Here is a 22,112-nt window from a genome sequence, read left to right as displayed (position 1 = left end):
GTCAGGTGGCCAGCAGCTCTGCCAGCGCTCGTGCCACCACCTGCGTGGCGCGCTTGAGATCGTCCAGCACCAGGTGCTCGTCGGCCCGCTTGGCATTGCTCTCCAGCACCGTGCGCGGCCCGGCGCCGTAGATGGCGGCCGGGATGCCGTGGGCCGTGTACAGGCGCACATCGGTGTACAGCGGCGTGCCCGAGGTCGGGATGGGCTCGCCGAACACCGCCTCGCCATGCTTCTGCATCGCGGCGATGAGGGGCGCGGCGCCGGGCAGTGGTTTCATGGAGTTGGCGAGCAGCAGGCGCTTGATGTCCAACTTGATGCCGGGGCTCTGGGCCACCGTGTTCTCGATCAGCGCGCGCACTTCCGCCTCGACGGCGGCCGGGTCCTCCTCGGGAATCATGCGGCGGTCCAGCTTGATGACGACCTTGCCGGGCACGACATTGGTGTTGCTGCCGCCTTCGATGCGGCCGACGTTCAGGTAGGGGTGGGTGATGCCGGCCACCTCGGAGCGGCGCATCTTCAGCACGTCGTTGTGCGCGTAGAGGGCCGTCAGCAGTTTGTTGGCGGCCTGCAGCGCGTCGATGCCGGTGCTCGGATAGGCGGCATGCGAAGCCAGGCCGTGCAGCGTCACCTCCATCTGCAGGCAGCCGTTGTGGGCCGTGACGACCTGGTAGCTGAAGCCGGCCGCGATCAGGTAGTCGGGCTTGGTGAGGCCGTGCCTGAGCAGCCAGCCGGGGCCGAGTTCGCCACCGAATTCCTCGTCGTAGGTGAAGTGCAGCTCGACGGCACCCTTCAGCGGCAGGCCCGAGTTCTTGAGAGCCAGCAGCGCGAAGGTGTAGGTCGCGAAGTCGCTCTTACTGACCGCGCTGGCGCGGCCGTAGAGCTTGCCGTCGACGATCTCTGCCCCGTACGGCTCATGCGTCCAACCTTCGCCCGGGGGCACCACGTCGCCGTGGGCGTTGAGCGCGATCGTCGGGCCGTCCTCGCTGAAGCGATGGCGCACGATCAGGTTGGTGACGGACTGCATGCCGGCCGCATGCACCTCGGCGGCGGGCACGGTGTGCTTCTCTGCCTCGAAGCCCAGTTCCGCCAGCAGCTCGGCCGTGCGGTAGGCGTGCGGCGCGTTGTTGCCGGGCGGGGTGTCGGTAGGGATGCGGACGAGGGCTTGGAGAAAGCGGACTTCGTCGTCGAGGTTCTCGCTGATCCAGGCATCAATGCGGTTCTGAGTCATAGGGTATCGATCAAACGTTCAAATGCCCGGATGGACAGGTCGGCGTCATCTACCGTCACCGACTCCAACGGGTTGTGGCTGATGCCGCCATTGCCGCCGCGCACGAACAGCATCGCTTGCGGCAGCAGTTCGTGCATCTTCATCGCGTCGTGGCCGGCGCCCGAGGGCAGGCGGTGAATGGGCAGGCCGAGTTCGGTGACGGCGGCCTCCCAGCGCGACCGCCAGGCGGCATCGCTCGGTGCGGCATTGGCGGCCATCGTCGGCTGCAGCGTGAAGCTCAGGCCGCGGCGCTGGCAGATCTCGTCGAGCTTGCCGCGCACGTCGGCGTCCAGCGCGTCGCGTGCTTCGTCGGTCGTCGCGCGCAGATCCAGGCTGAATCGGCACCGGCCGGGGATGACGTTGATGGAGCCCGAAGGCACTTCCAGCATACCGACCGTGCCGACGACGTCCGGCACCGCTGCGGCCCGCTGTTCCGTGAACAGGATCAACTCGGCCACGCCCGCCGCGGCGTCGCGGCGCTGGCCCATGGGCGTTGTGCCGGCGTGGCTGGCCAGGCCGATGATCTCGCCGGTGTAGCGGCGGCTGCCGTTGATGCTGGTGACGATGCCCAGGGGCAGGTCCAGGCTGTCGAGCACCGGGCCTTGTTCGATATGGACTTCGACAAAGCCGAGGTAGCGCGACGGGTCGCGCCTGCAGCCGGCAATGGCTTCGAGCGTGCCCGGCAGGCCGGCGGCCTGCATCGCATCCCGCAGCGTGATGCCGGCGGCGTCGGTCTGGTCCAGCCAGGCGGGTTGGAAGGCGCCGATCAGCGCGCTCGAGCCGAGAAAGTCCGCTGGGTAGCGTTGACCCTCTTCCTCGGAGAAGCCCACMACCTCGASGCCRAASGGCAGCCGCTTGCCGGCGCGMTGCAGCTCGCGCACGACCAGCATGGGCACAAAGATGCCCAGCCGCCCATCGAAGCGGCCGGCGCGTCGCACGGTGTCGTAGTGGCTGCCAGTCAGCAACCGCTTGTCGGCGCCCGTGCCGTTGTAGACGCCCACGACATTGCCGACCGCATCGCGGCTGACCTCGTCAAAGCCGCAATCGCGCATCCAGGCCATCAGCTGCTCGGCAACGGCCGTGTGCGTGGGCGTGGCGTAGGTGCAGGTCAGAAAGTCCTCGGCCTCGCTGTGAACGGCCAACTGGGCGGCCCAGTCCCACAGCTGCTCGCCCAGCTCGGGCCGAACGCCAAATTTGTCATTCAGTCGGATCTCCGCGATGCGATGGATCTGGCGCAGGCACTCGGCGCGCTCCAGGTCGGGGTGGGCGCGCAGCCGGCGCTCGAAGGTCGCGATGATCTCGGCGCGCGCGAAGCCCGTGCCACGCGGCCCGCGCACCGCCAGGATGAAGGGAAAGCCAAACCGCTCGTTGTACTTCGCATTGAGCAGTTGGAGCTTCTCGAACTCCTCGGGCGTGCAGGCCGTCAGCCCGGCTTTCTGCTGCTCGTTCGTCGACTCGGCCGTCAGCTTGCCGGCGACGGCGGCCTTGCCGGCCAGCTCGGGATGGGCGCGGATCAGGCCGAGCTGTTCATCCACCGTCGCTTCGCGTACGACACGGGCCAGCGCGACCTTCAGCGCAGCCAGCGACTTGAACGGGCGTGCCGCGGCAGCGCGCTCGGCGATCCAGGGGGAGTGTTCGTAGGTGCCGTCCAGCAGCGCGACAAAGTCCGCGGCGCTGGCGTTGTTGAGGTCGTCGAGTTTCATCATTCCCAGACGAAGGCCGTCTTGGCGTCAAAGGGGTGAACGGTTTTCCAGTGTCGCGCGATGTCCAGCCGCCGGCAGACCCAGACGCGGTCATGCGCCTCGATGTGGTCCAGGAACTTCTGCAGGGCCCGCATGCGGCCCGGGCGGCCGAGCAGGCGGCAGTGCATGCCGATGCTCATCATCTTCGGGCTGTCGGCGCCCTCGGCATAGAGCACATCGAAGCTGTCACGCAGGTATTCGAAGAAGGGCTCGCCATGGCTGAAGCCCTGAGGCAGGGCGAAGCGCATGTCGTTGCAGTCCAGCGTGTAGGGCACGACGAGGTGCGGCGCCAGCTCGCCATTGGTCTTCCTGACCTGCAGCCAGAAGGGCAGGTCGTCGCCGTAGTAGTCGCTGTCGTAGTCGAAGCCGCCGAAATCGGCCGCCAGGCGGCGGGTGTTGGGGCTGTCGCGGCCGGTGTACCAGCCCAGGCCATGCGGGTCACGGCCCAGCGTCAGGCGCTTGAGGCTTGCCATTGCCTGGGCCATGTGGGCGCGCTCGGTGTCCTCGTCGATGTTCTGGTAGTGCACCCAGCGCCAGCCGTGGGAGGCGATCTCGTGGTTGAGCTCGACGAAGGCCTGGGTCACTTCGGGCGAGCGCTCCAGCGCCATGCCCACGCCGAAGATCGTCAACGGCAGCGCGCGCTGCTCGAACTCCTTCAGCAGCCGCCACACGCCCACGCGCGAGCCGTACTCGTAGATGCYTTCCATGCTSAGGTGCCGSKCSGSRAAGCTGGGYGGRTTGGCCATCTCGGACARRAACTGYTCGSWGCCGGCGTCRCCRTGCAGCACSGAGTTYTCGCCGCCYTCTTCRTAGTTGAGGACGAACTGCACGGCCACCCGGGCGCTGCCGGGCCATTGCGCGTGGGGCGGGTTCTCGCCATAGCCGACGAGGTCGCGGGGATACCGGGGCTGATGGGGCGTGCTCATCCCTACACTTTGCATCAATCGACGGAGATTCCATGGGCAAGCTCACAACACATGTTCTCGACACCGCCAATGGCTGCCCCGCCGCCGGCATGGCCGTGCGCCTGTACCGCTTCGACGCCGAAGGCCCCAAGTGGCTGCGCAGCCTGCACCTGAATGGGGACGGCCGCGCCGACGGCCCCCTGCTGGACGGTGCGGCCCTGACAGCGGGTCGCTACCGCCTCGTCTTCGAGGTGGCTGCGTATTTCCGCGCCCTTGGCACGGTGTTGCCGGAGCCGGCTTTTCTGGACGAGGTGCCGCTGGACTTCGGCATTGCTGATGAAGACAGCCACTACCACGTGCCGCTGCTGGCATCGCCTTGGGCTTACTCGACCTACCGTGGCAGCTGAACCGCTGATCCTCGTCACGGTCGCCCGCACCACCGGCAGCGTACCGCGCGAGGAGGGCGCCTGGATGGCGGTGACGCCGGATGGCATCACCGGCACCGTGGGCGGAGGCCACCTGGAGTTCGACGCCATTGCCCGCGCCCGCCGGGCGCTGGATGGCGACGAACTGGAGGCGGAGGTGCGCTATCCCCTCGGCCCCAGCCTGGGCCAATGTTGCGGCGGCGTGGTCTGGCTGGCCTTCGAGCGCGTCGCAGCGGGCGAAGACCTGGCCGCCCATGTGCCCCAGCCACCGCAGCGGCCCCTGGCCTTGTTTGGCGCCGGCCATGTCGGCCTGGCCATCGCCCACATCGCCCGCGACCTGCCGCTTGCGCTGCACTGGATCGACAGCCGCGATAACCAGTTTCCCGATCAACCGCCCGAGCTCGGCTGGCGCCAGGAGGTCTGCGATCCAGCGGCCGATGCTGTCGACGATCTCTCCCCTGGTTCGGCCGTCCTCGTCATGAGCCACAACCATGCCGAGGACTTCGAGATCATTGCCGCCTGCCTGAAGCGCCAGCGCGAGCGGGGCGACCTGGTCTTCATCGGCATGATCGGCAGCCGCACCAAATGGGCGAGCTTTCGTCAACGCCTGGAGGCCCGCGGGTTCACGGAGGCCGACCTGGCTCGCGTCGTATGCCCCATCGGGGTGCCCGGCGTGGCGGGCAAACAGCCGGCGGTCATCGCAATTGCGGCGTTGGCACAGGTTCTTGCATTGCCGTGAACTAAATCGCGGCACGCGGTGTTACAACGCCGGCGTCGAGCTTTCGGCACCTTCGGATGCAGCCAATACTCCCGGGCTGCAGGATCAATTTTGCTGTTTGCACTCATGCGCCCCGACACGGAGATTTTGATGGCCCAACCCGTTCTTTCGACGCCGGCGGCGGCGCCTGCTGCGGTTGGCGCGTGCACGAAGAATTGACATGGCGTTGAACGAGAAGCGGGCCGGACTGTCGACCGCGCACAAGCTTGGGTTGGCCTTCGGCTGGCTGGTCATGCTGACGGTGGCGCTCGGCGTGGCGGCGCTGCAATCGCTGGGGCAGGCACTCATCTGGAGCCTGCTGATCACCAGCCTCCTGTCCGTCGTGGCGCTGGCCGTCGTGCTGTCGCGTGCGCTGCTGCGCGAGCTGGGCGGCGAGCCGCGCGTCGTGGCGCAGCAACTGCAGTATGTTGCCCAAGGTGACCTGACCCACCACGTGCCCGTCAAACCCGGCGACCAGGCCAGCGTGATGGCGGGTCTGGCGCAGATGCAGCAGCGGCTCATCACGGTTGTCGCCCAGGTGCGCGAGGGCGCCGAGAGCGTGGCCATGGCCAGCGCCGAAATAGCCACGGGCAACACCGACCTCTCCCACCGCACCGAATTGCAAGCCGCTGAGTTGCAGCGCACGGCGGGCGCGATGGAGACGCTGCGCCAGCAGGTGCTGCTCGGTGCGGACCATGCACGCGATGCCAGCAGCGTGGCCACGACGGCTTGCGGCGTGGCCGAGCGCGGCGGTGCCGTGGTGGGCGGGGTGGTGGGCACCATGCAGGCCATCAGCCACGGCTCGGCACGCATCGCCGAGATCATCAGCGTCATCGACGGCATCGCCTTCCAGACCAACATCCTGGCGCTCAATGCCGCAGTGGAGGCGGCTCGCGCGGGTGAGCAGGGCCGAGGCTTTGCGGTCGTCGCCGGCGAAGTGCGTGGCCTCGCGCAACGCAGTGCCAACGCCGCGAAGGAGATCAAGCAGCTCATTGCCGACAGCGGCGAGCAGGTGCAGCAGGGCTCGCGGCAGGTGGACGGCGCGGGCGAGACGATGCAGCAGGTGGTGGACGCCATTCAGAAGGTGGACCGCATCGTCAACGAGATCAGCGCCGCTGGCGCCGTGCAGGCCAGGCACGTGAACGACGTGGGCGAATCCGTCGTCCAGATGGACCGCAGCACGCAGCAGAACGCCGCCCTGGTGGAGCAGAGCGCCGCCGCTGCCGAAAGCCTGCGCGATCAGGCGCAGCAACTCGTCGGCGCCGTTGCGTTCTTCCGGCTGCACGCAGCCGGCAACCCCCAGGCCCTCATCGCCGACATGCAGGCGCGCCTGGCACAACTCGGTGCGCCCGAGCTCCGGGGCACTGAAACGTCAGGCGGCAAGCAGGTGCCCGGCCTCTACTTCGGCGCGCGCAAGCTGAACAACGACTACGAGCTGGTGGACGACCTCAAGCGAAAGACCGGTGCCACGGCCACGGTGTTCGTGAAGTCCGGCGACGAGTTCGTGCGCATCAGCACCAATGTGCTCACGCCCGAGGGCACGCGCGGCGTGGGTACGCCGCTGGCGCGAGCCAAGGCCTACGAGACGATCAGCCGGGGCCAGTCCTTCAGCGGCGAAGTGGAAGTGCTGGGCAAACGGTTCGATGCCTGCTACAGCCCGATCAAGGACGGCCGCGGTGCGGTGATCGGCGTGGCCTACGTCGGGTTCAAGAAGGGCTGACGCCAAGGCGCCGCTGCTGCATACACTTCCGCCCTGTCGCAGCGGTGTCGGAGGCGTTGAGCCTGCGCTGACGCGACCCCTGGGCCCCACAGCACCCGCCGTGGTGGGGCCGTGCGAGAACACCACCGCTCATGGATATCTACCTCCTCGACTGGGCCAGCCTGCTGCTGCGCTGGCTGCACGTCATCACCGTCATCGCCTGGATCGGCGCGTCCTTCTACTTCGTCTGGCTGGACAACCACCTCGTCAGGCCGACCGCCGATGACCTCAAGGCCAAGGGCGTGGACGGCGAACTCTGGGCCGTGCACGGCGGCGGCTTCTACAACCCGCAGAAGTACATGGTGGCGCCGGCCAACCTGCCGCAGGACTTGCACTGGTTCTATTGGGAGAGCTACTGGACGTGGATGAGCGGTTTTGCGCTGTTCGTCGTGCTCTACCTGTGCAATGCCAGCCAGATGCTGATCGACCCGCGCGTCCATACCTGGGGCGCGCCCTGGCAGGCCGTGGCGGCGGCGCTGGGCTTCCTGGTCGTCGGCTCGGCGGTCTATGACATCGCCTGCCAGGCCCTCGGCCGCACCAAGGATGGRCAAATCGGCAATGACGGCCGCGTGATGGCCGTCGTCGCTGCCTTTGTCGCGCTGGAAAGCTGGCTGGCCTGTCATCTCTTCGCCGGCCGCGCGGCCTTCCTGATCGTCGGCGCGACGCTGGCCACCATGATGACGGCCAACGTGGCGCACTGGATCATCCCGGGCCAGAAGAAGGTCATCGCGCAGATGCGTGCCGGCCAGAAGCCCGACCCCATCTATGGCCAGCGCGGCAARCAGCGCAGCGTSCACAACACCTAYTTCRSSCTGCCGGTGCTGWTYGCCATGCTCAGCAACCACTACGGCATGCTGTACCAGCGGCCGGACAACTGGCTGGTGCTGTGCGTGTTGATGGCCGCGGGCGTGTCGATCCGCATCTTCTTCGTGAAGCGGCACAAGGGCGTGAACGGCTGGGATTCGCTGGGCCTGGCAGCATTACTCATCGGTGGGCTCATCGTCAGAATGGCGCCCGCGCCGCAGGCCGCCGCGGCCGCGCCGGTCACGCTCGAGCAGGTTCAGGCGATCGCCGCCCAGCGTTGCCTGGCCTGCCATACCGGCGAGGTGGCGCAGAAGGGCGTGCGGCTGGATTCGGCCGAGGGCCTGAGCGCCCACAAGGCCCAGATCTACCAGCAGGTCATCGTGCAGCGCGCCATGCCGCTGAATAACGCGACCGGCCTGACGGAAGAAGAGCGCGCGTTGATCGGCCGCTGGGCTCAGCAGCCATGAGCCTGGCATGAGCCTGGACCCGCGCGCGCTGCTGCGGCAGCTCTATGACGTGGCCGTCGCGCGCGCGCTGCCCGGGCGGGTGTTGGCGGCGCATTTGCCGCCGCCGCCCAAGGGCCGCACCCTGGTGCTTGGCGCGGGCAAGGCGGGCGGTTCCATGGCCCAGGCGCTGGAAGCCGCCTGGCCGGCCGACGCCAAGCTGTCGGGCCTCGTCATCACCCGCTACGGCCATGTACCGCCGAACTACAAGCCGCGCCGGCTGCAGGTCGTCGAGGCGGCTCATCCAGTGCCGGACGCCGCCGGCCTGGCCGCCAGCGAGAAGCTGCTGGCCCTGACCCTCGGCCTGACTGCCGACGACCTGGTCATCTGCCTGATCTCCGGCGGCGGCTCCGCCTTGATGAGCCTGCCCGCGCCCGGCCTGACGCTGGCCGACAAGCAGGCGATCAACCGCGCCCTGCTGAACAGCGGCGCGGCCATCGACGAGATGAACTGCGTGCGCAAGCATCTGTCGGCCGTCAAGGGCGGGAGGCTGGCCGCGGCCTGCGCGCCGGCGCGGGTGCTGACGCTGGCGATCAGCGACGTGCCCGGTGACGACCCGGCCGTCATCGCCTCCGGCCCGACGGTGGCCGACCCGACCACCTGCGCCGATGCGCTGGCCATCTGCCGGCGCTACAAGATCGAACTGCCCGCCGCCGCCCGCGCCGGACTCGAGTCGGGCACCTTCGAGACGCCCAAGCCCGGTGACTTCGCCCAAGCCGGCCATGAACTCGTCATGCTGTCCACGCCGCAAATGAGCCTGGAGGCGGCCGCCGCCTTTGCCCGCGAGCAGGGCATCGCCGCCCACATCCTCAGCGACGAGATCGAAGGCGAGTCGCGCGTGGTCGGCGGCATGCATGCGGCGCTCGCTCGCGCCGTCGCACGCCGCGGCGAGCCCTTTGCCAGGCCCTGCGTGATCCTGTCCGGCGGCGAAACGACGGTGACCGTCGACCCGAGCCGGCTCGCGGCCGCAATTGGAAAAGGCGGCCGCGCCACCGAGTTCCTGCTCGGCTGTGCGCTGGCCCTGCAGTGCGAGCCCGGCGTCCATGCGCTGGCCGCCGACACTGACGGCATCGACGGTGTTGGCCCCCATGCCGGTGCCTTGCTGACTCCCAGCAGCCTGGGCCGCGCCCGCGCCCTGGGGCTCAATCCGCAGGCCCTGCTGGACGAGCACGACAGCGCCAGTTTCTTCGCGCCGCTGGGCGACCTGCTCGTCCCGGGGCCGAGCTTCACGAATGTGAATGACTTCCGCGCATTGCTGATCGTTTAGGGCCTGTTAACGCCACGGCAACGGGCCGCGTTGTGGCCAGAAAGGCCGCGAGCAAGGCGCAAATCGCAGCCGGGCTGGGTGCCCGGCGAGGATTTTGCAACGCCGCGCGCGGCCTTTCCGGCCGCAACCCGAAGGGAAGGCTAGCCGCCAGGGGCCACTCGGCGTTGCACCGCTGGCCCGCACATGAGTGCGGGCGGCGCGCTGCGCCTTGATTGGCCCCTGGCGGCTAGCCTTCGCGGCCCATTGCCGTGGTGTTAACAGGCCCTGACGTGAAGTCCGTGGCGAGTCCGCGGCCTTCGTCCTAGACTGGCCCGACTGTCATCACCCCGGAGGTCAAAGATGAGTGCAGCTGCCGAACGTTTCTTCGTCAGGCACAACGCCCTGCCGACCATGCCCGAGGTGGCCTCGCGGCTCTTGAAGAGCTTCGACGACGACAACGTCGGCATTTCGCAGATCGCCGCGCTGATCGAGAAGGACGCAGCGCTGACCGCCAAGGTGCTGCGCCTGGCGAACACGGCGCACTACAGCCCCGCGCACCAGATCGCCACCGTCATTGACGCCGCCCATGCGCTGGGCCTGGAGACGCTGCGCAACCTCACCATGGCCGCCTGCCTGAGCGGCGCCTTTCCCAAGGTCCAGGGCCTGGACAGGGCCACCTTCTGGCGCCACGGGGTCGCCACGGCCAACTACGCGCGCATCCTGGCCCGCATGCTGGGCGCCGATGCGGCCACGGCCGACACCGCCTACCTCGCGGGGCTGATGCTGCGCACCGGCCAGCTGCTGATGGCCCTGGACGAGCCGCATCTGGTGGCCGACGTCGAGACCCATGCCGCCGAGCCCGGCAGCCGCTTCTCGCTGGAGGAGCACCGCTTCGGCTGCACCCATGCCGACGTGACTGCGTCGCTGGCTGCGCACTGGCATTTCCCGCAGGCGATGGTGGAGGCCTTCAAGGACGCCAACACGCCGCTGGAGATCCGCCCCTTCTCGCTGATCGCGGCCGTGCTGCACGTGGCCGAGGTGCTGGCGGATGCCGCCGAGCACCATGACGAGCCCGTGCATGCGCTGAAGGTGGCCGTGCCCGAGCTGATCGAGCACCTGCATCTGGACCTGGACCTGCTCGCCGCCAAGATCGCCGCCACCGGCGACCCGGCGGCCGAGGTGGAGCAGATGCTGCACTAGAGACAGTTCGCTTCGGGCGCTCCGCTTGGCGCGCCATAGCTGAACTGCGCCCAGCGCGGCGGCTCGGTTGCTGGCTGCAGCAAGAAGGCGTGATGAAAGCTCGTCTCGCACAGGTCCGCCAGCTTCGGGCCGCCCAGCGCTGCCAGCACGGCCGTGACGGTGTTGCTGTGGCCGACGACGAGCACCACGCCGGTCTGGGCGCGCACCGCGTCGGCCACCGCCTGCACATGGGCGGCACCCTTGGCGTCCACCACGCGCGGCTGCAGGCCCAGCGCCTTGGCCAGCGGTGCGGCGGTGTCGCGCGTGCGGCGGAACTGCGTCGTCAGGATGCTGTTCACGTGCAGGCCGGCCAGCGCCTGGGCCAGGGCCTGGGCGCGCTGCTCGCCAGCGGGCGTCAGCGCGGGGTCCCCCGTGGGCTCGGTGGCGCGCTCGGCGTGGCGCACCAGGATGACGAGATCGGGCGCGGCCGCGGCCGGGGCGGCCAGGGCGAATGTCAGAAGACAGGCTGGCAGCAGGACAGACAAGGGCTTCATCGCGATTCCAGAAGAGGTCGGGTGCCATTCTCGCCACGGCCTGCCAGTTACCATCCCGGCCCCATGCCGTACGCCTTTGCAAAGCCTCATGACCCTGCCGTTTGAACTCCAGGTCGGCTGGCGCTACACGCGCGCCGGCCGCGGCGGGCGGCGCAACCGCTTCATCAGCTTCATCTCGAGCGTGTCCATCCTGGGCATCGCGCTGGGCGTGGCGGCGCTGATCATCGTGCTGTCGGTGATGAACGGCTTCCAGAAGGAAGTGCGCGACCGCATGCTCAACGTCATCGCCCACATTGAGCTGCTGGAGTACACAGGCCAGGCGCTGCCGGACTGGCAGGTCACGGCGGCCAAGGCCAGGCAGAACCCCGAGGTGATGGGTGCGGCGCCGTTTGTCGCCAGCCAGAGCCTGATCGCGCGCGGCGAGGATATGCGCGGCGCCATCATCCGTGGCATCTCGCCGGCCGAGGAAGCGACGGTCACCGGCCTCGGTGCGCAGCTCAAGGACGGCGTCTTCGCCCAACTGCAGCCCGGCGCCTGGAACATCGTGCTGGGCGCGGAGCTGGCACGCCAGCTGGGCGTGGGTGTGGGCGACAAAATCACCGTCGTCGCGCCCGGCGCCCAGGTCACGCCGATGGGCGCCTCGCCGCGATACAGGAGCTTCAATGTGGTCGGCACCTTCAGCGCCGGCCACTACGAGTACGACTCGGGCCTGGCCCTGATCCACATCGACGACGCGGCCAAGCTCTACCGCACCGGTGGCCCGACCGGCGTGCAGCTCAAGCTGCGTGACGTCCACGACGCCCGCCGCGTGGCAGCCGAACTCAAGGGCGCCTTGGGCCCGGACATCCTGGTGCGTGACTGGACGCGTTCCAACGCCAACTGGTTCGACGCCGTGCAGATCGAGAAGCGCCTGATGAGCATCATCCTGACGCTGATCGTCGCGGTGGCCGCCTTCAATCTGGTGTCCACGCTGGTGATGACCGTGACCGACAAGCAGAGCGACATCGCCATCCTGCGCACGCTCGGCGCCAGCCCGCGCTCCATCATGGGCATCTTCATCGTGCAGGGCGCGGTGGCCGGCGTCATCGGCACGCTGTCTGGCGTGGGCCTGGGGCTGTTGGTGGCCTGCAATATCGACGTCATCGTGCCCACCATCGAGCGCCTGCTCAACGTCAGCTTCCTGCCGGGCAGCATCTACGTCATCAGCCAGATGCCCAGCGACCCGCAGCAAGGCGACATCGTGCCGATTGCGCTGGTGTCCCTGGCCCTGTCCTTCCTCGCCACGCTCTACCCMAGCTGGCGCGCCAGCCGCGTGMASCCSGCGGAGGCGCTGCGTTATGAGTGATCAGATTCTTCAGGCCACGGCCTTGACCCGCCGCTTCAGCGAAGGCGGCCTGGACGTCACCGTGCTCAAGGGCGTGGACCTGCATGTGTCGCGCGGCGAGACGCTGGCCATCGTCGGTGCTTCGGGCTCGGGCAAGAGCACCTTGCTGCATCTGCTCGGCGGCCTGGACGTTCCGACCTCGGGCGCCGTCACGCTGATGGGCCGGTCGCTGGCGTCCATGGATGAGGCCGAGCGTGGCCGCTGGCGCAACCRGCASCTSGGYTTCGTCTACCAGTTCCACCACCTGCTGCCCGAGTTCTCGGCGCTGGACAACGTSGCGATGCCGCTGCGCATCCGCCGCCAGACGCCTGCCCAGGCGCGCGAAACGGCCGCCGAGATGCTGGCCCGCGTCGGCCTCAAGGACCGCGCGCAGCACCGCCCGTCCGAGCTGTCGGGCGGCGAGCGCCAGCGCGTGGCCATCGCCCGGGCCCTCGTCACCCGCCCGGCCTGCGTGCTGGCCGACGAGCCCACCGGCAACCTCGACCGCGACACCGCCGCGGTCGTCTTCGAGCTGATGCTGGAGCGCGCCCGCGAGTCCGGCACGGCCTTCGTTCTCGTCACCCATGACCGCGACCTGGCGGCGCGCTGCGATCGGCAGCTGCGCCTGGTGGCGGGGCAATTCCAAACGACTCCCGCATGACCCCGCGATTCATCCTCAAGCTTTCATGCCCCGACCGCGCCGGCATCGTGCATGCCGTCACCGGTGTGCTGCTGCGCGAAGGCGGCAACATCCTGACCTCCCACCAGCATGGTGACGCTGACCATGCGCGCTTCTTCATGCGCATCGAGTTCGAGGCCAAGGCTGAAGAGGGTGCGCTGCAGGCCGCGTTTGCGCCGCTCGCCGCCCAGTTCGACATGGATTGGGAGCTGGTGGCCCGCGCCCGCAAGACCCGTGTGCTGCTGCTGGTGTCCAAGCTCGGCCATTGCCTGAACGATCTGCTGTTCCGCGTGCAGACCGGGCACTTGCCCATCGAGATCCCGGCCATCGTCTCCAACCACCGCGACTTCTATCAGCTCGCGGCCTCGCACAACATTCCCTTCCACCACTTCCCGCTGCTGGGCGCCACCGACGCACAGAAGCAGGCGCAGGAAGCCAAGATCCGCGAAGTGGTGGCCGAAAACCAGATCGACCTCGTCGTGCTGGCGCGCTACATGCAGATCCTGTCGCCCGAGCTGTGCCGCGACCTGAGCGGCCGGGCCATCAACATCCACCACAGCTTCCTGCCCAGCTTCAAGGGCGCCAAGCCCTATCACCAGGCCTACGAGCGTGGTGTCAAGCTGATCGGTGCGACGGCCCATTACGTGACCAGCGACCTCGACGAGGGCCCGATCATCGAGCAGGAAGTCGCCCGCATCGACCACAGCATGCCGCCCGAGCAGCTCGTGGGCATCGGCCGCGACATGGAATGCGTGGCGCTGGCGCGAGCCATCCAGTGGCACGCGGAGCACAGGGTGTTGCTCAACGGCAACCGCACGGTCGTCTTCCGCTGAGATACAAGGGAAGGCATGTGGATCGACACCCACTGCCACCTCGACGCGGCCGAGTTCAACGCTGACCGCGACGCCGTCGTCGCGCGTGCCAGGGCCGCCGGCGTCACGCAGATCGTCATTCCCGCCGTCGATGCGCACAACCTCGATACGGTGCGCCTGCTGGCCATCCAGCACGACTTCAGCTACGCCCTGGGCATCCATCCGCTGTGCGTGATGGGGGCTGCCGATGGGGACCTTGACAAGCTTGCCGAAGCGCTGGAAACGCATCATGCCGATCCGCGCCTCGTCGCCGTCGGCGAGATCGGCCTGGACTATTTCGTCGAAGGTATCGACCCGGACACCCAGCAGCATTTCTACGTCGAGCAGCTCAAGCTCGCCAAGCGCGCCGGCCTGCCGGTGCTGCTGCATGTGCGGCGCAGCGCCGACAAGCTGCTGGCCGGCCTGCGCCGTGTCGGCTTCACGCACGGTGGCATAGCCCATGCCTTCAACGGCAGCGAGCAGCAGGCGCAAGCCTTCATCGACCTGGGCTTCAAGCTCGGCTTCGGCGGCACGCTGACTTTCGAGCGGTCCCTGCAGATCCGCCGCATTGCAGCCGGCGTGCCGGATACGGCGCTGGTCATGGAAACTGATGCGCCGGACATCCCGCCACAGTGGCTCTACAAGACCGCCGAACAGCGCGAAACCAGTCCAGGCCAGGCACGCAACGAGTCGGCCGAGCTGCCGCGTATTGCCGAAAGCCTGGCCGAGCTGCGCGGCTGGACGCTTGAGCAGACGGCGGCAATCACCAGCGCCAACGCGCGCGCCGCGCTGCCGCGGCTGCGCTGATCAGGCGCCGGCGAAGTTCAGCACGAGTTCGGCGCGGTCGCCGATGCGCAGGGTCCCCGCGCCGTCGCCACGCGCATAGACACCGAACTGCACCGGTGCGCCCGGGGCGCGCTCGGCGCTGAGCCGGGTCAGCGCGTCCAGCGCAGGCGGCTGGGGCTCGCCGGTGGACGGGTCGACGGTGGGCACGATGCAGCGCACGCAGACCGTCGTGCGGCGCAGCGTCAGTGCGCCGATGCGGGCCTCGACCAGGATGTCCTCGATGAAAGGCGGCAGGTCGCCGCCGTCTTCGGCACTGAGCAGCAGATTGGGTCGCGCGCGCTGTGCCGGCTCGTTCAGCGGCTGGGCCGTGGCGTCCTGCCAGGACTGCAGCGAACCCTCGCCGACGATGTGCAGGGCATTGAGGATGGGCCGGCGCTGTGCCTCAATGCTCAAGCGCACCAGCCGCAGCGGCTCGCCCGTGGTCGCCTTGAGCAGCGCGGCCGCGTCTTCGCCAGCATCCCAGACCTGCAGCACGTCGAAGTCCTGGCGTTCGCCGTTCCAGCCGCGCACTTCCAGCGCGTCGCCGCCTTCGCCGGGCACCGTCAACGACCGGCCCAAGGCCTGCAACTCGAGGTCCGAGCACACCAACCGGGCGTGGACCAGCGCGAGCCGTGGGTGCGCGCCCATCCATGTCAGCTCGCCGCCCGCGTCGACGATGCCCCAGCCGCGGTCGCCCACGGGCCAGCCGTCGCCGTCCAGCAGCAGGGTATTGACGGCTTCGCCGGCGCACGACTTGACGGGGTAGCGCCACAGCCCGGCGACGCGGGCGGTCAGGTCAGCCATGGTTTCTCCAGGTTCAGCGATTGCGCGGCGCGAGGGGCGTCTCCGGCACCGGGTAGCCGGCGGCGCCAAAGGTCGCGACGACGGCCTTGTGGGTGTCGAAGTAGACCTGCCAGTAATGGTCCGTGTGGCAGTACGGCCGCACGCACAGCAGCGGGCCTTCGGGCGTGAACTGCAGGATCTCGATATCGGGCGCCGGCTTGGCCAGCACATTGGGAATGGCCGCGATGGCCGGACGCAGCCGCGCGATGGCGTCCAGCGGGTCCACGCTGTTGGCAACCTTGGCCAGGCAGTCGACGCGGCGGAATGCCTGCGCCGAATAGTTCTGGATGGCGCTGCTGAACACGGTGTTGTTGCCGACGAGGGTGTGCACGTTGTCCGGCGTGTTGATGGTGGTGCCAAAGAGACCAATCTCGGTCACCGTGCCGGTCACGCCACCGGCCTGCACGAAGTCGCCCACCTTGAAGGGGCGCAGCACCTGCATGAAGACACCGGCCGCGAAGTGGGTCAGCAACCCGCCCCAGGCGGTGCCGATAGCCAGGCCCGCGCCGGCCAGCAAGGCGGCGAAGGAGGTGGTCTTGACGCCGAAGATGTCCAGGATCGCGAGGATGAGGACGAGGTTCAGCAGCACGCTGAGGATGGAGCGCAGATAGGTGGCCAGCGTCGAGTCGATGCGCTTGCCGCGCTCCAGCGCCGCCGAGAACACGCGCAGCGCGATTGAAATGAGCCACCGGCCCACGACCCAGGCCGCGATGGCCGCGAGAATCTTCAAGCCGAAGTCCACGCCCTGGGTGCTGAGAAACAGCCAGATGGCTTCCGTATTCATCATGTCGAGTCACTCCCTGTGAAAACCCGCGCATCGTCGCAGCTGCCGGCCGTGTTTGCCAGGCCTCCAAACCCCGAAAACGAGCGTCTTGTCGGCCTCGCGCCGGTGTTTGACGCCCAGGCCCGCCTGCTGGTGCTCGGCAGCTTTCCCGGCGCTGCTTCGCTGCAGGCAGCGCAGTACTACGCGCATCCGCGCAATGCCTTCTGGCCCGTCATGGCGGCGCTGCTGGGCGAACCGGATCTGGCGACGCGGCCCTATGCCGAGCGCCTGCAGGCATTGCGCCGCGGCCGTGTGGCGCTGTGGGACGCCGTGGCTGCCTGCCGGCGCGAGGGCAGCCTGGACACGGCCATCGAAGCCGCCGAGCCGAGCGATCTGATGGATCTCGTCACCCGGCTGCCGCAGCTGCGCGCGATTGCCTGCAACGGCGCGCTCGCTCACCGGCAGACGCTGCTGGCCCTGGGCGACGTGGCCTTGCCCGTGCTGCGACTGCCGTCGACGAGCCCAGCGCATGCCGGCCTGAGCCTGGCAGACAAGATCGCCGCCTGGCGGGCCGGGCTGGCGCCGTATCTGGTGGCCTAGGATCCCGCCTATGACAAGACTGCTGACGGCCGGGCGATGAAGCCCAAGCCAACGACCTGGGGCCCGGCGACGCTGAGCGAATTCGACGGCGTGCGTTTTCTGCACCTGGACTCGATCTGGGTGCAAGGTGCGATGCGCATTCGCAAGCCGGATCAGCTGGAGCTGGAGTACATCCAGCGCATGTGCGCCTGGATGTTGTGGCGGGACCCGGCCGCACTGGGCGAAGGCCATGCCGTGCAACTCGGCCTGGGCGCCGCGGCGCTGACGCGCTTTTGCCATGGCCAGCTGAAGATGCGCACGACGGCGGTGGAGATCAACCCCGAGGTCATCGCCGCCTGCCGGCAGTGGTTCCGTCTGCCGGGCAACGATGCCCGGTTGAGCGTCGTCAACGGCGACGCCGCGGCCTGGGTCAACGACGACGCCAACCTGCAGACGGTGGATGTGTTGAACGTGGACCTCTACGACCATGACGCGGCGTCGCCCGTGCTGGACGACGAGGCCTTTTACGCCGCCTGCCGCGGCGTGCTGGCGGACGGCGGGCTGATGACGGTCAATCTGTTCGGTCGCAGCGCGAGCTTTGCGCGCAGCGCATTGCGTATCGCCAAGGCCTTCGGGTCGGATCAGGTCTGGAGCCTGGCGCCCACCAAGGAGGGCAACACCGTCGTCGTCGCGGCGCGCGGCGTGCAGGTGCCACATCGTGACATCCTGGAGCAGCGCGCAGCTAATATCGAATCGCGCTTCAAGTTGCCGGCCCGCAAATGGCTTAGGCTGGTGCGGCCGCTGCCGATGAGCATCCTCAACGCCCTTTGAGAAGCCGAGCCTCGATGTCGACCAAGTCCAAGCCACTGGCTGCCCCCACGAAGACTGAAGGCCGCCTGGAATGGCGCCAGCTGCTGCATTGGCTGCAGGAGGATGGCCTCATCGACGAAAGCCAGGTCCAGCGCACGGAGCAGCGCTTCGCGGCCGGCGATAGCGCCTTGCATCCCCTCGTTCGCCTGGGCCACGCCGCTCTGGTGCGCCTGTCGACTGGCAAGCCACTGGATGTGGACGCATTGTCCGAATGGCTGGCAGTGCGCGCCAAATTGCCTTATCTGCGCATCGACCCGCTGAAGGTGGACGTGGGCCGCGTCGGCGACGTGATGTCCATCGGCTATGCCGAAGCCAAGCGCTGCCTGCCGGTGCAGTTCGGCCTCAATGACGTGACGATCGCGACATCCGAGCCCTTCGACATCAGCTGGGTCGCGCAGATTGAGTCGCATGTGCGCAAGCCCATCAAGCTCGTCATTGCCAACCCGCTGGAGATCGCGCGCTACACGACCGAGTTCTTCACGCTGGCACGTTCGGTACGCGCCGCAGCCAAGGCGGGCGAGCAGAGCCAGGTGGCCAGCTTCGAGCAGCTTGTCGAACTCGGCAAGACCAACAAGCAGCTCGATGCCAATGACCAGGGCGTCGTACAGGTCGTCGACTGGCTGTGGCAATACGCCTTCGACCAGCGCGCATCGGACATTCACCTTGAACCGCGCCGCGAGATGGGTGTCATCCGTTTCCGCATCGACGGCGTGCTGCATACGGTCTACCAGCTGCCACCGACGGTGATGGGCGCAATGACCTCGCGCATCAAGCTGCTCGGCCGCATGGACGTCGTCGAGAAGCGCCGCCCGCTGGATGGCCGCATCAAGACSCGCAACCCARCCGGCGACGAAGTCGAAATGCGSCTGTCGACGMTSCCGACCGCSTTCGGCGAGAAGATGGTCATGCGCATCTTCGACCCCGAGACCGCTGTCAAGGATCTGTCGTCCCTGGGCTTCGGCCAGCACGACTCCGACCGCTGGGAGAGCCTGGTCAAGCAGCCCCACGGCATCATCCTGGTGACCGGCCCGACCGGCAGCGGCAAGACGACGACGCTGTACTCGACGCTCAAGCGCCTGGCGACCGAAGAGGTCAATGTCTGCACCATCGAAGACCCCATCGAGATGATCGAGCCGGCCTTCAACCAGACCCAGGTGCAGAATGTGCTGGATCTCGGTTTTGCCGAAGGCCTGCGTGCGTTGATGCGCCAGGATCCGGACATCATCATGGTCGGCGAGATTCGCGACCTGGAGACGGCCGAGATGGCCATCCAGGCCGCGTTGACGGGTCACCTCGTCTTTAGCACCTTGCATACCAACGACTCGGTATCGGCAATCACGCGGCTGATGGACCTGGGCGTGCCGAGCTATCTGATCAGCGCCACCGTCATTGGTGTGCTGGCCCAGCGGCTGGTGCGCACCCTGTGCCCGCACTGCAAGCAGCCCGACCCCATGGTCACGCGGGAGAACCTCAATGAGCTGGTGCGGCACTGGCGCCTGGGTGGAGGCGTCAAGCCCTACAAGCCGGTGGGCTGCCTGGAATGTCGCAATACGGGTTTTCGCGGCCGTGCTGGCCTTTACGAACTGTTGACCGTTTCAGAAGGCGTCAAGGCCTCGGTCGCTGACCTGGCCGCGCTGCGACGTCAGGCCATGCAGGAGGGCCTGCGCCCACTGCGCTTGGCCGGCGCGATGAAGGTGGCGGAAGGGGTGACGACGGTGGAGGAGGTGTTGCGCAGCACGCCGTCCTGGGAAGGCTAGTCTCTCTTGTCTTACGTGTAATCCACAGTCGGGCAGCGTCGACCCGACTGCCAGAATCACCGGCAAGAAAACGCGCGCCCGCGGCGCGCCGGAGGCGACAAGCAATGAAGATCAAAAGCCAGCGGGACTTCTGGTCCGGGCTGATGTTCCTGGTGGTGGGCGTGGCGTTCGCATGGGGCTCGACGGAATACTCCTTCGGCACCTCGGCCCGACCAGGCCCGGGTTATTTCCCCTTCGGCCTGGGCATCCTGCTGGCCTTGCTGGGCGGCCTCGTGCTTTTCAAGGCGTTGACGCTGGAATCAGAAGGCGGCGATCCCATCGGCGCCATTGCCTGGCGCCCTTTGCTCATCATCGTCGCCGCCATCGCCGTCTTCGGCGTCGCGCTGCCCCGCCTGGGGCTGGCCTGCACGCTGCCGTTGCTCATCACGTTGTCCGCCTTGGCCGGCAATGAGTTCCACTGGCGTGATGTGTTGATCAGCAGTGTTGTGCTGACGGTCGGCAGTTGGGCGCTGTTCATCCTTGGCCTGAAGCTGACCATCCCGCTCTGGCCCATCTACATCACGGGCTGAGGGCACCATGGACCTGCTGAACAATCTGGGTCTTGGGTTCCATACGGCGCTGACGCTGCAGAACCTGATGTACTGCTTCTTCGGGTCGGTGCTGGGAACGCTTATTGGCGTGCTGCCCGGTCTGGGGCCCGTCGCGACCATCGCGATGCTGCTGCCGTCCATCTACACGCTGGACGCCACACCTGCCCTGATCATGCTGGCCGGTATCTATTACGGCGCTCAATACGGAGGCTCGACGACGGCCATCCTGATCAATGTGCCGGGTGAGTCCAGCTCCGTCGTGACGGCCATCGACGGCTATCAGATGGCCCGGCGCGGCCGTGCCGGTGCGGCGCTCGCGGCCGCCGGCCTGGGTAGCTTCTTCGCCGGCTGCGTGGGCACCATCATCATCGCGGCCTTCGCGCCGCCGCTGACCGAGCTGGCCTTCAAGTTCGGCTCGGCCGAGTATTTCTCACTGATGGTGCTCGGCCTGGTCGGCGCCGTTGTGCTCGCGTCGGGATCGCTCATCAAGGCCATTGCAATGATCGTGCTTGGCCTGCTGCTCGGGCAGATCAACACCGACGTCATCACCGGCACGGCGCGCTTCTCCTTCGATGTTCCTGAATTGACTGACGGCATTGGCTTCGTGGTCATCGCCATGGGCGTGTTCGGCTTCGGGGAAATCATCGCCAATCTGGGTCAGCCCGAAGAACATCGCGAGGTCTTCACCAAGGAGGTGAAAGGCCTGTGGCCGACGAAGGAAGACTTCAAGGAGGCCTGGCCTTCGGTGCTGCGGGGCACGGCCCTCGGCGCTGTGCTGGGAGTGTTGCCCGGTGGCGGCGCGCTGCTGGCCTCTTTCGCGTCCTACACCTTGGAGAAGAAAGTCGTCCGCAATCCTCGTGTGCCCTTCGGCAAAGGCGCCATCCAAGGGGTCGCCGGCCCAGAAAGCGCCAACAACGCCGGTGCGCAGACCTCTTTCATTCCGATGCTCACGCTTGGCATTCCGCCAAATGCTGTGATGGCGCTGATGGTGGGTGCCATGACCATCAAGGGCATTCAGCCGGGGCCTCAGGTCATGACGAGCAACCCGGAGCTGTTCTGGGGGTTGATCGCATCGATGTGGATCGGCAATCTGATGCTGATCGTGCTCAACCTGCCTCTGATCGGCATTTGGATCAAGTTGCTGACAGTGCCCTACCGGTTTCTCTTTCCGGCCATCGTCGTCTTTTGCTGCATTGGCACCTACTCGCTGAACAACAACAGCTTTGACGTCTATATGACTGCGGCGTTTGCGCTGCTGGGCTACGTCTTCTACAAGCTGAGCTGCGAGCCGGCGCCGCTGCTGCTGGGCTTCATTCTGGGGCCTATGATGGAAGAGAACCTTCGCAGGGCGCTGCTGCTGGCGCGGGGCGACTGGAGCACATTCCTGACCCGTCCACTATCCGCCGGATTGCTGATTGCAGCGGCACTGATGATCGTCGTCGTCATGCTGCCGTCCATCAAGAGCAAGCGCGAGGAAGCTTTCCACGAAGAGGCGTGACGGTCGCCCGCTGCCTGCCTGACTCTTGCCTTGACGTCGGTCGTCCGCGGTCGTTGGCCGGACTCGCAGCGTCCGGACGGCGAGCATTGCAAGCCAACGTCGATTGAATACGTTCCCGCCTGCTGATCCAGTAAAAGAACTGGCGTGGCTTCCGCATCCGAAAAACCTATGCTACAGTCGTGGGCTTCGCTGATCACAACGCAGCGCTTGTCGGGAACGGCGGATGGTTGTGAGGTGGTTGGTGGAGCTGGGCTGAAAGGTCTGGATGGCGAGCTGGAGAGTTCGTTGGGTGCTGAAGAGTTCTGAAAAGAAATTTTCGCAAAGTACTTGACGATGCTGCGAAAGCAGATCAA

General features: G+C 67.4%; 21 protein-coding genes and 1 pseudogene. 15 read left to right on the top strand and 7 right to left on the bottom strand.

What is annotated here, in order from left to right:
• Position 1: 1 nt before the first annotated feature.
• Genes ACXJKM_RS07705 through puuE form a run of 3 tightly spaced genes read right to left on the bottom strand, consistent with a single transcriptional unit; the run spans position 2 to position 3,935 of the window.
• Complete coding sequence (locus ACXJKM_RS07705; RefSeq protein ID WP_056192742.1) at positions 2-1,228, bottom strand: M20/M25/M40 family metallo-hydrolase; 1,227 nt, start codon at positions 1,226-1,228, stop codon at positions 2-4.
• The gene (gene uraD / locus ACXJKM_RS07700; protein ID WP_457351407.1) at positions 1,225-2,973 is read right to left on the bottom strand and encodes a 2-oxo-4-hydroxy-4-carboxy-5-ureidoimidazoline decarboxylase; all 1,749 of its coding nucleotides are present in this window, start codon (positions 2,971-2,973) and stop codon (positions 1,225-1,227) included. The genes ACXJKM_RS07705 and uraD overlap by 4 nt, the downstream gene beginning before the upstream one ends.
• Positions 2,970-3,935, bottom strand: coding sequence for an allantoinase PuuE (gene puuE / locus ACXJKM_RS07695; RefSeq protein ID WP_457351405.1), 966 nt, complete (start codon positions 3,933-3,935; stop codon positions 2,970-2,972). The genes uraD and puuE overlap by 4 nt, the downstream gene beginning before the upstream one ends.
• 32 nt (positions 3,936-3,967) lie before the next feature.
• Between puuE and uraH the strand changes: the two genes are divergently transcribed.
• The 6 genes and pseudogenes from uraH to ACXJKM_RS07665 all read left to right on the top strand — a co-directional run bounded on the left by uraH (position 3,968) and on the right by ACXJKM_RS07665 (position 10,608).
• Positions 3,968-4,321, top strand: coding sequence for a hydroxyisourate hydrolase (gene uraH, locus ACXJKM_RS07690; RefSeq protein WP_056192733.1), 354 nt, complete (start codon positions 3,968-3,970; stop codon positions 4,319-4,321).
• A complete protein-coding gene (xdhC, locus tag ACXJKM_RS07685; protein WP_457351402.1) occupies positions 4,311-5,078 on the top strand; it encodes a xanthine dehydrogenase accessory protein XdhC in 768 nt (255 codons plus the stop codon). Before uraH ends, xdhC begins: the two co-directional genes overlap by 11 nt.
• Positions 5,079-5,430: 352 nt before the next feature.
• Positions 5,431-6,816: pseudogene (locus ACXJKM_RS07680) on the top strand (methyl-accepting chemotaxis protein); the annotation flags it as partial.
• Between the two features lie 131 nt (positions 6,817-6,947).
• Positions 6,948-8,126, top strand: coding sequence for a urate hydroxylase PuuD (locus ACXJKM_RS07675; protein WP_457351400.1), 1,179 nt, complete (start codon positions 6,948-6,950; stop codon positions 8,124-8,126).
• A gap of 7 nt (positions 8,127-8,133) precedes the next feature.
• Complete coding sequence (locus ACXJKM_RS07670) at positions 8,134-9,429, top strand: glycerate kinase type-2 family protein (RefSeq protein WP_457351398.1); 1,296 nt, start codon at positions 8,134-8,136, stop codon at positions 9,427-9,429.
• Positions 9,430-9,768: 339 nt separating this feature from the next.
• On the top strand, positions 9,769-10,608 hold the full coding sequence (locus ACXJKM_RS07665) for an HDOD domain-containing protein (protein ID WP_056192721.1): 840 nt from the start codon (positions 9,769-9,771) through the stop codon (positions 10,606-10,608).
• Here ACXJKM_RS07665 and ACXJKM_RS07660 read toward each other — a convergent pair.
• Positions 10,605-11,141 carry a histidine phosphatase family protein gene (locus tag ACXJKM_RS07660; protein ID WP_056192718.1) on the bottom strand — a complete coding sequence of 179 codons (537 nt, stop codon included), beginning with the start codon at positions 11,139-11,141 and terminating at the stop codon, positions 10,605-10,607. The two genes, ACXJKM_RS07665 and ACXJKM_RS07660, sit on opposite strands and share 4 nt — an antisense overlap.
• 88 nt (positions 11,142-11,229) lie before the next feature.
• On the opposite strand from ACXJKM_RS07660, the gene ACXJKM_RS07655 reads away from it, so the two are divergent.
• From ACXJKM_RS07655 to ACXJKM_RS07640, 4 genes are read left to right on the top strand one after another with little or no spacing between them, the layout of a single operon-like run.
• Positions 11,230-12,486: a lipoprotein-releasing ABC transporter permease subunit gene (locus ACXJKM_RS07655; protein WP_457351396.1), complete on the top strand. Its 1,257-nt coding sequence runs from the start codon at positions 11,230-11,232 to the stop codon at positions 12,484-12,486.
• Positions 12,479-13,165, top strand: coding sequence for a lipoprotein-releasing ABC transporter ATP-binding protein LolD (gene lolD / locus ACXJKM_RS07650; protein WP_457351394.1), 687 nt, complete (start codon positions 12,479-12,481; stop codon positions 13,163-13,165). Before ACXJKM_RS07655 ends, lolD begins: the two co-directional genes overlap by 8 nt.
• Positions 13,162-14,016, top strand: a complete 855-nt coding sequence (gene purU / locus ACXJKM_RS07645) for a formyltetrahydrofolate deformylase (RefSeq protein WP_457325487.1) — start codon at positions 13,162-13,164, stop codon at positions 14,014-14,016. Before lolD ends, purU begins: the two co-directional genes overlap by 4 nt.
• Positions 14,017-14,031: 15 nt before the next feature.
• Positions 14,032-14,841 carry a TatD family hydrolase gene (locus tag ACXJKM_RS07640; RefSeq protein ID WP_457351392.1) on the top strand — a complete coding sequence of 270 codons (810 nt, stop codon included), beginning with the start codon at positions 14,032-14,034 and terminating at the stop codon, positions 14,839-14,841.
• On the opposite strand, the gene ACXJKM_RS07635 is transcribed toward ACXJKM_RS07640, so the two are convergent.
• Positions 14,842-15,663, bottom strand: coding sequence for an MOSC domain-containing protein (locus tag ACXJKM_RS07635; RefSeq protein ID WP_457351390.1), 822 nt, complete (start codon positions 15,661-15,663; stop codon positions 14,842-14,844).
• A gap of 13 nt (positions 15,664-15,676) precedes the next feature.
• Positions 15,677-16,486, bottom strand: coding sequence for a mechanosensitive ion channel family protein (locus ACXJKM_RS07630; protein ID WP_056193115.1), 810 nt, complete (start codon positions 16,484-16,486; stop codon positions 15,677-15,679).
• Between the two features lie 18 nt (positions 16,487-16,504).
• On the opposite strand from ACXJKM_RS07630, the gene ACXJKM_RS07625 reads away from it, so the two are divergent.
• The 5 genes from ACXJKM_RS07625 to ACXJKM_RS07605 all read left to right on the top strand — a co-directional run bounded on the left by ACXJKM_RS07625 (position 16,505) and on the right by ACXJKM_RS07605 (position 21,759).
• A complete protein-coding gene (locus ACXJKM_RS07625; protein ID WP_457351388.1) occupies positions 16,505-17,065 on the top strand; it encodes a DNA-deoxyinosine glycosylase in 561 nt (186 codons plus the stop codon).
• A 36-nt stretch (positions 17,066-17,101) separates the two neighbouring features.
• Entirely contained in the window at positions 17,102-17,875 is a 774-nt protein-coding gene (locus ACXJKM_RS07620; protein WP_457351386.1) for a spermine/spermidine synthase domain-containing protein, read from the top strand.
• A gap of 14 nt (positions 17,876-17,889) precedes the next feature.
• Positions 17,890-19,671, top strand: coding sequence for a GspE/PulE family protein (locus tag ACXJKM_RS07615; RefSeq protein WP_457351385.1), 1,782 nt, complete (start codon positions 17,890-17,892; stop codon positions 19,669-19,671).
• Between the two features lie 104 nt (positions 19,672-19,775).
• The gene (locus ACXJKM_RS07610; RefSeq protein WP_056192693.1) at positions 19,776-20,240 is read left to right on the top strand and encodes a tripartite tricarboxylate transporter TctB family protein; all 465 of its coding nucleotides are present in this window, start codon (positions 19,776-19,778) and stop codon (positions 20,238-20,240) included.
• A gap of 7 nt (positions 20,241-20,247) precedes the next feature.
• A complete protein-coding gene (locus ACXJKM_RS07605; protein WP_056192690.1) occupies positions 20,248-21,759 on the top strand; it encodes a tripartite tricarboxylate transporter permease in 1,512 nt (503 codons plus the stop codon).
• A 171-nt stretch (positions 21,760-21,930) separates the two neighbouring features.
• Here ACXJKM_RS07605 and ACXJKM_RS07600 read toward each other — a convergent pair.
• Positions 21,931-22,112 (bottom strand): hypothetical protein (locus ACXJKM_RS07600; protein ID WP_457351383.1); only part of this gene is annotated, 182 nt, incomplete at its 5' end.

This window comes from Roseateles sp. P5_D6 (genome assembly GCF_054049415.1).
The sequence above is the reverse complement of the archived record's forward strand: the minus strand, read 5'-3'. Positions and strand labels throughout refer to the sequence as shown.

Bases quoted from the DNA above. Each gene is read 5' to 3' on its own strand.
- ACXJKM_RS07665 (WP_056192721.1), top strand. From the start codon at position 9,769: ATGAGTGCAGCTGCCGAACGTTTCTTCGTCAGGCACAACGCCCTGCCG.
- ACXJKM_RS07630 (WP_056193115.1), bottom strand. From the start codon at position 16,486: ATGAATACGGAAGCCATCTGGCTGTTTCTCAGCACCCAGGGCGTGGAC.
- ACXJKM_RS07640 (WP_457351392.1), top strand. From the start codon at position 14,032: ATGTGGATCGACACCCACTGCCACCTCGACGCGGCCGAGTTCAACGCT.
- ACXJKM_RS07635 (WP_457351390.1), bottom strand. From the start codon at position 15,663: ATGGCTGACCTGACCGCCCGCGTCGCCGGGCTGTGGCGCTACCCCGTC.
- ACXJKM_RS07660 (WP_056192718.1), bottom strand. From the start codon at position 11,141: ATGAAGCCCTTGTCTGTCCTGCTGCCAGCCTGTCTTCTGACATTCGCC.
- ACXJKM_RS07610 (WP_056192693.1), top strand. From the start codon at position 19,776: ATGAAGATCAAAAGCCAGCGGGACTTCTGGTCCGGGCTGATGTTCCTG.
- ACXJKM_RS07620 (WP_457351386.1), top strand. From the start codon at position 17,102: ATGAAGCCCAAGCCAACGACCTGGGGCCCGGCGACGCTGAGCGAATTC.
- ACXJKM_RS07705 (WP_056192742.1), bottom strand. From the start codon at position 1,228: ATGACTCAGAACCGCATTGATGCCTGGATCAGCGAGAACCTCGACGAC.
- ACXJKM_RS07605 (WP_056192690.1), top strand. From the start codon at position 20,248: ATGGACCTGCTGAACAATCTGGGTCTTGGGTTCCATACGGCGCTGACG.
- ACXJKM_RS07670 (WP_457351398.1), top strand. From the start codon at position 8,134: ATGAGCCTGGACCCGCGCGCGCTGCTGCGGCAGCTCTATGACGTGGCC.
- uraH (WP_056192733.1), top strand. From the start codon at position 3,968: ATGGGCAAGCTCACAACACATGTTCTCGACACCGCCAATGGCTGCCCC.
- purU (WP_457325487.1), top strand. From the start codon at position 13,162: ATGACCCCGCGATTCATCCTCAAGCTTTCATGCCCCGACCGCGCCGGC.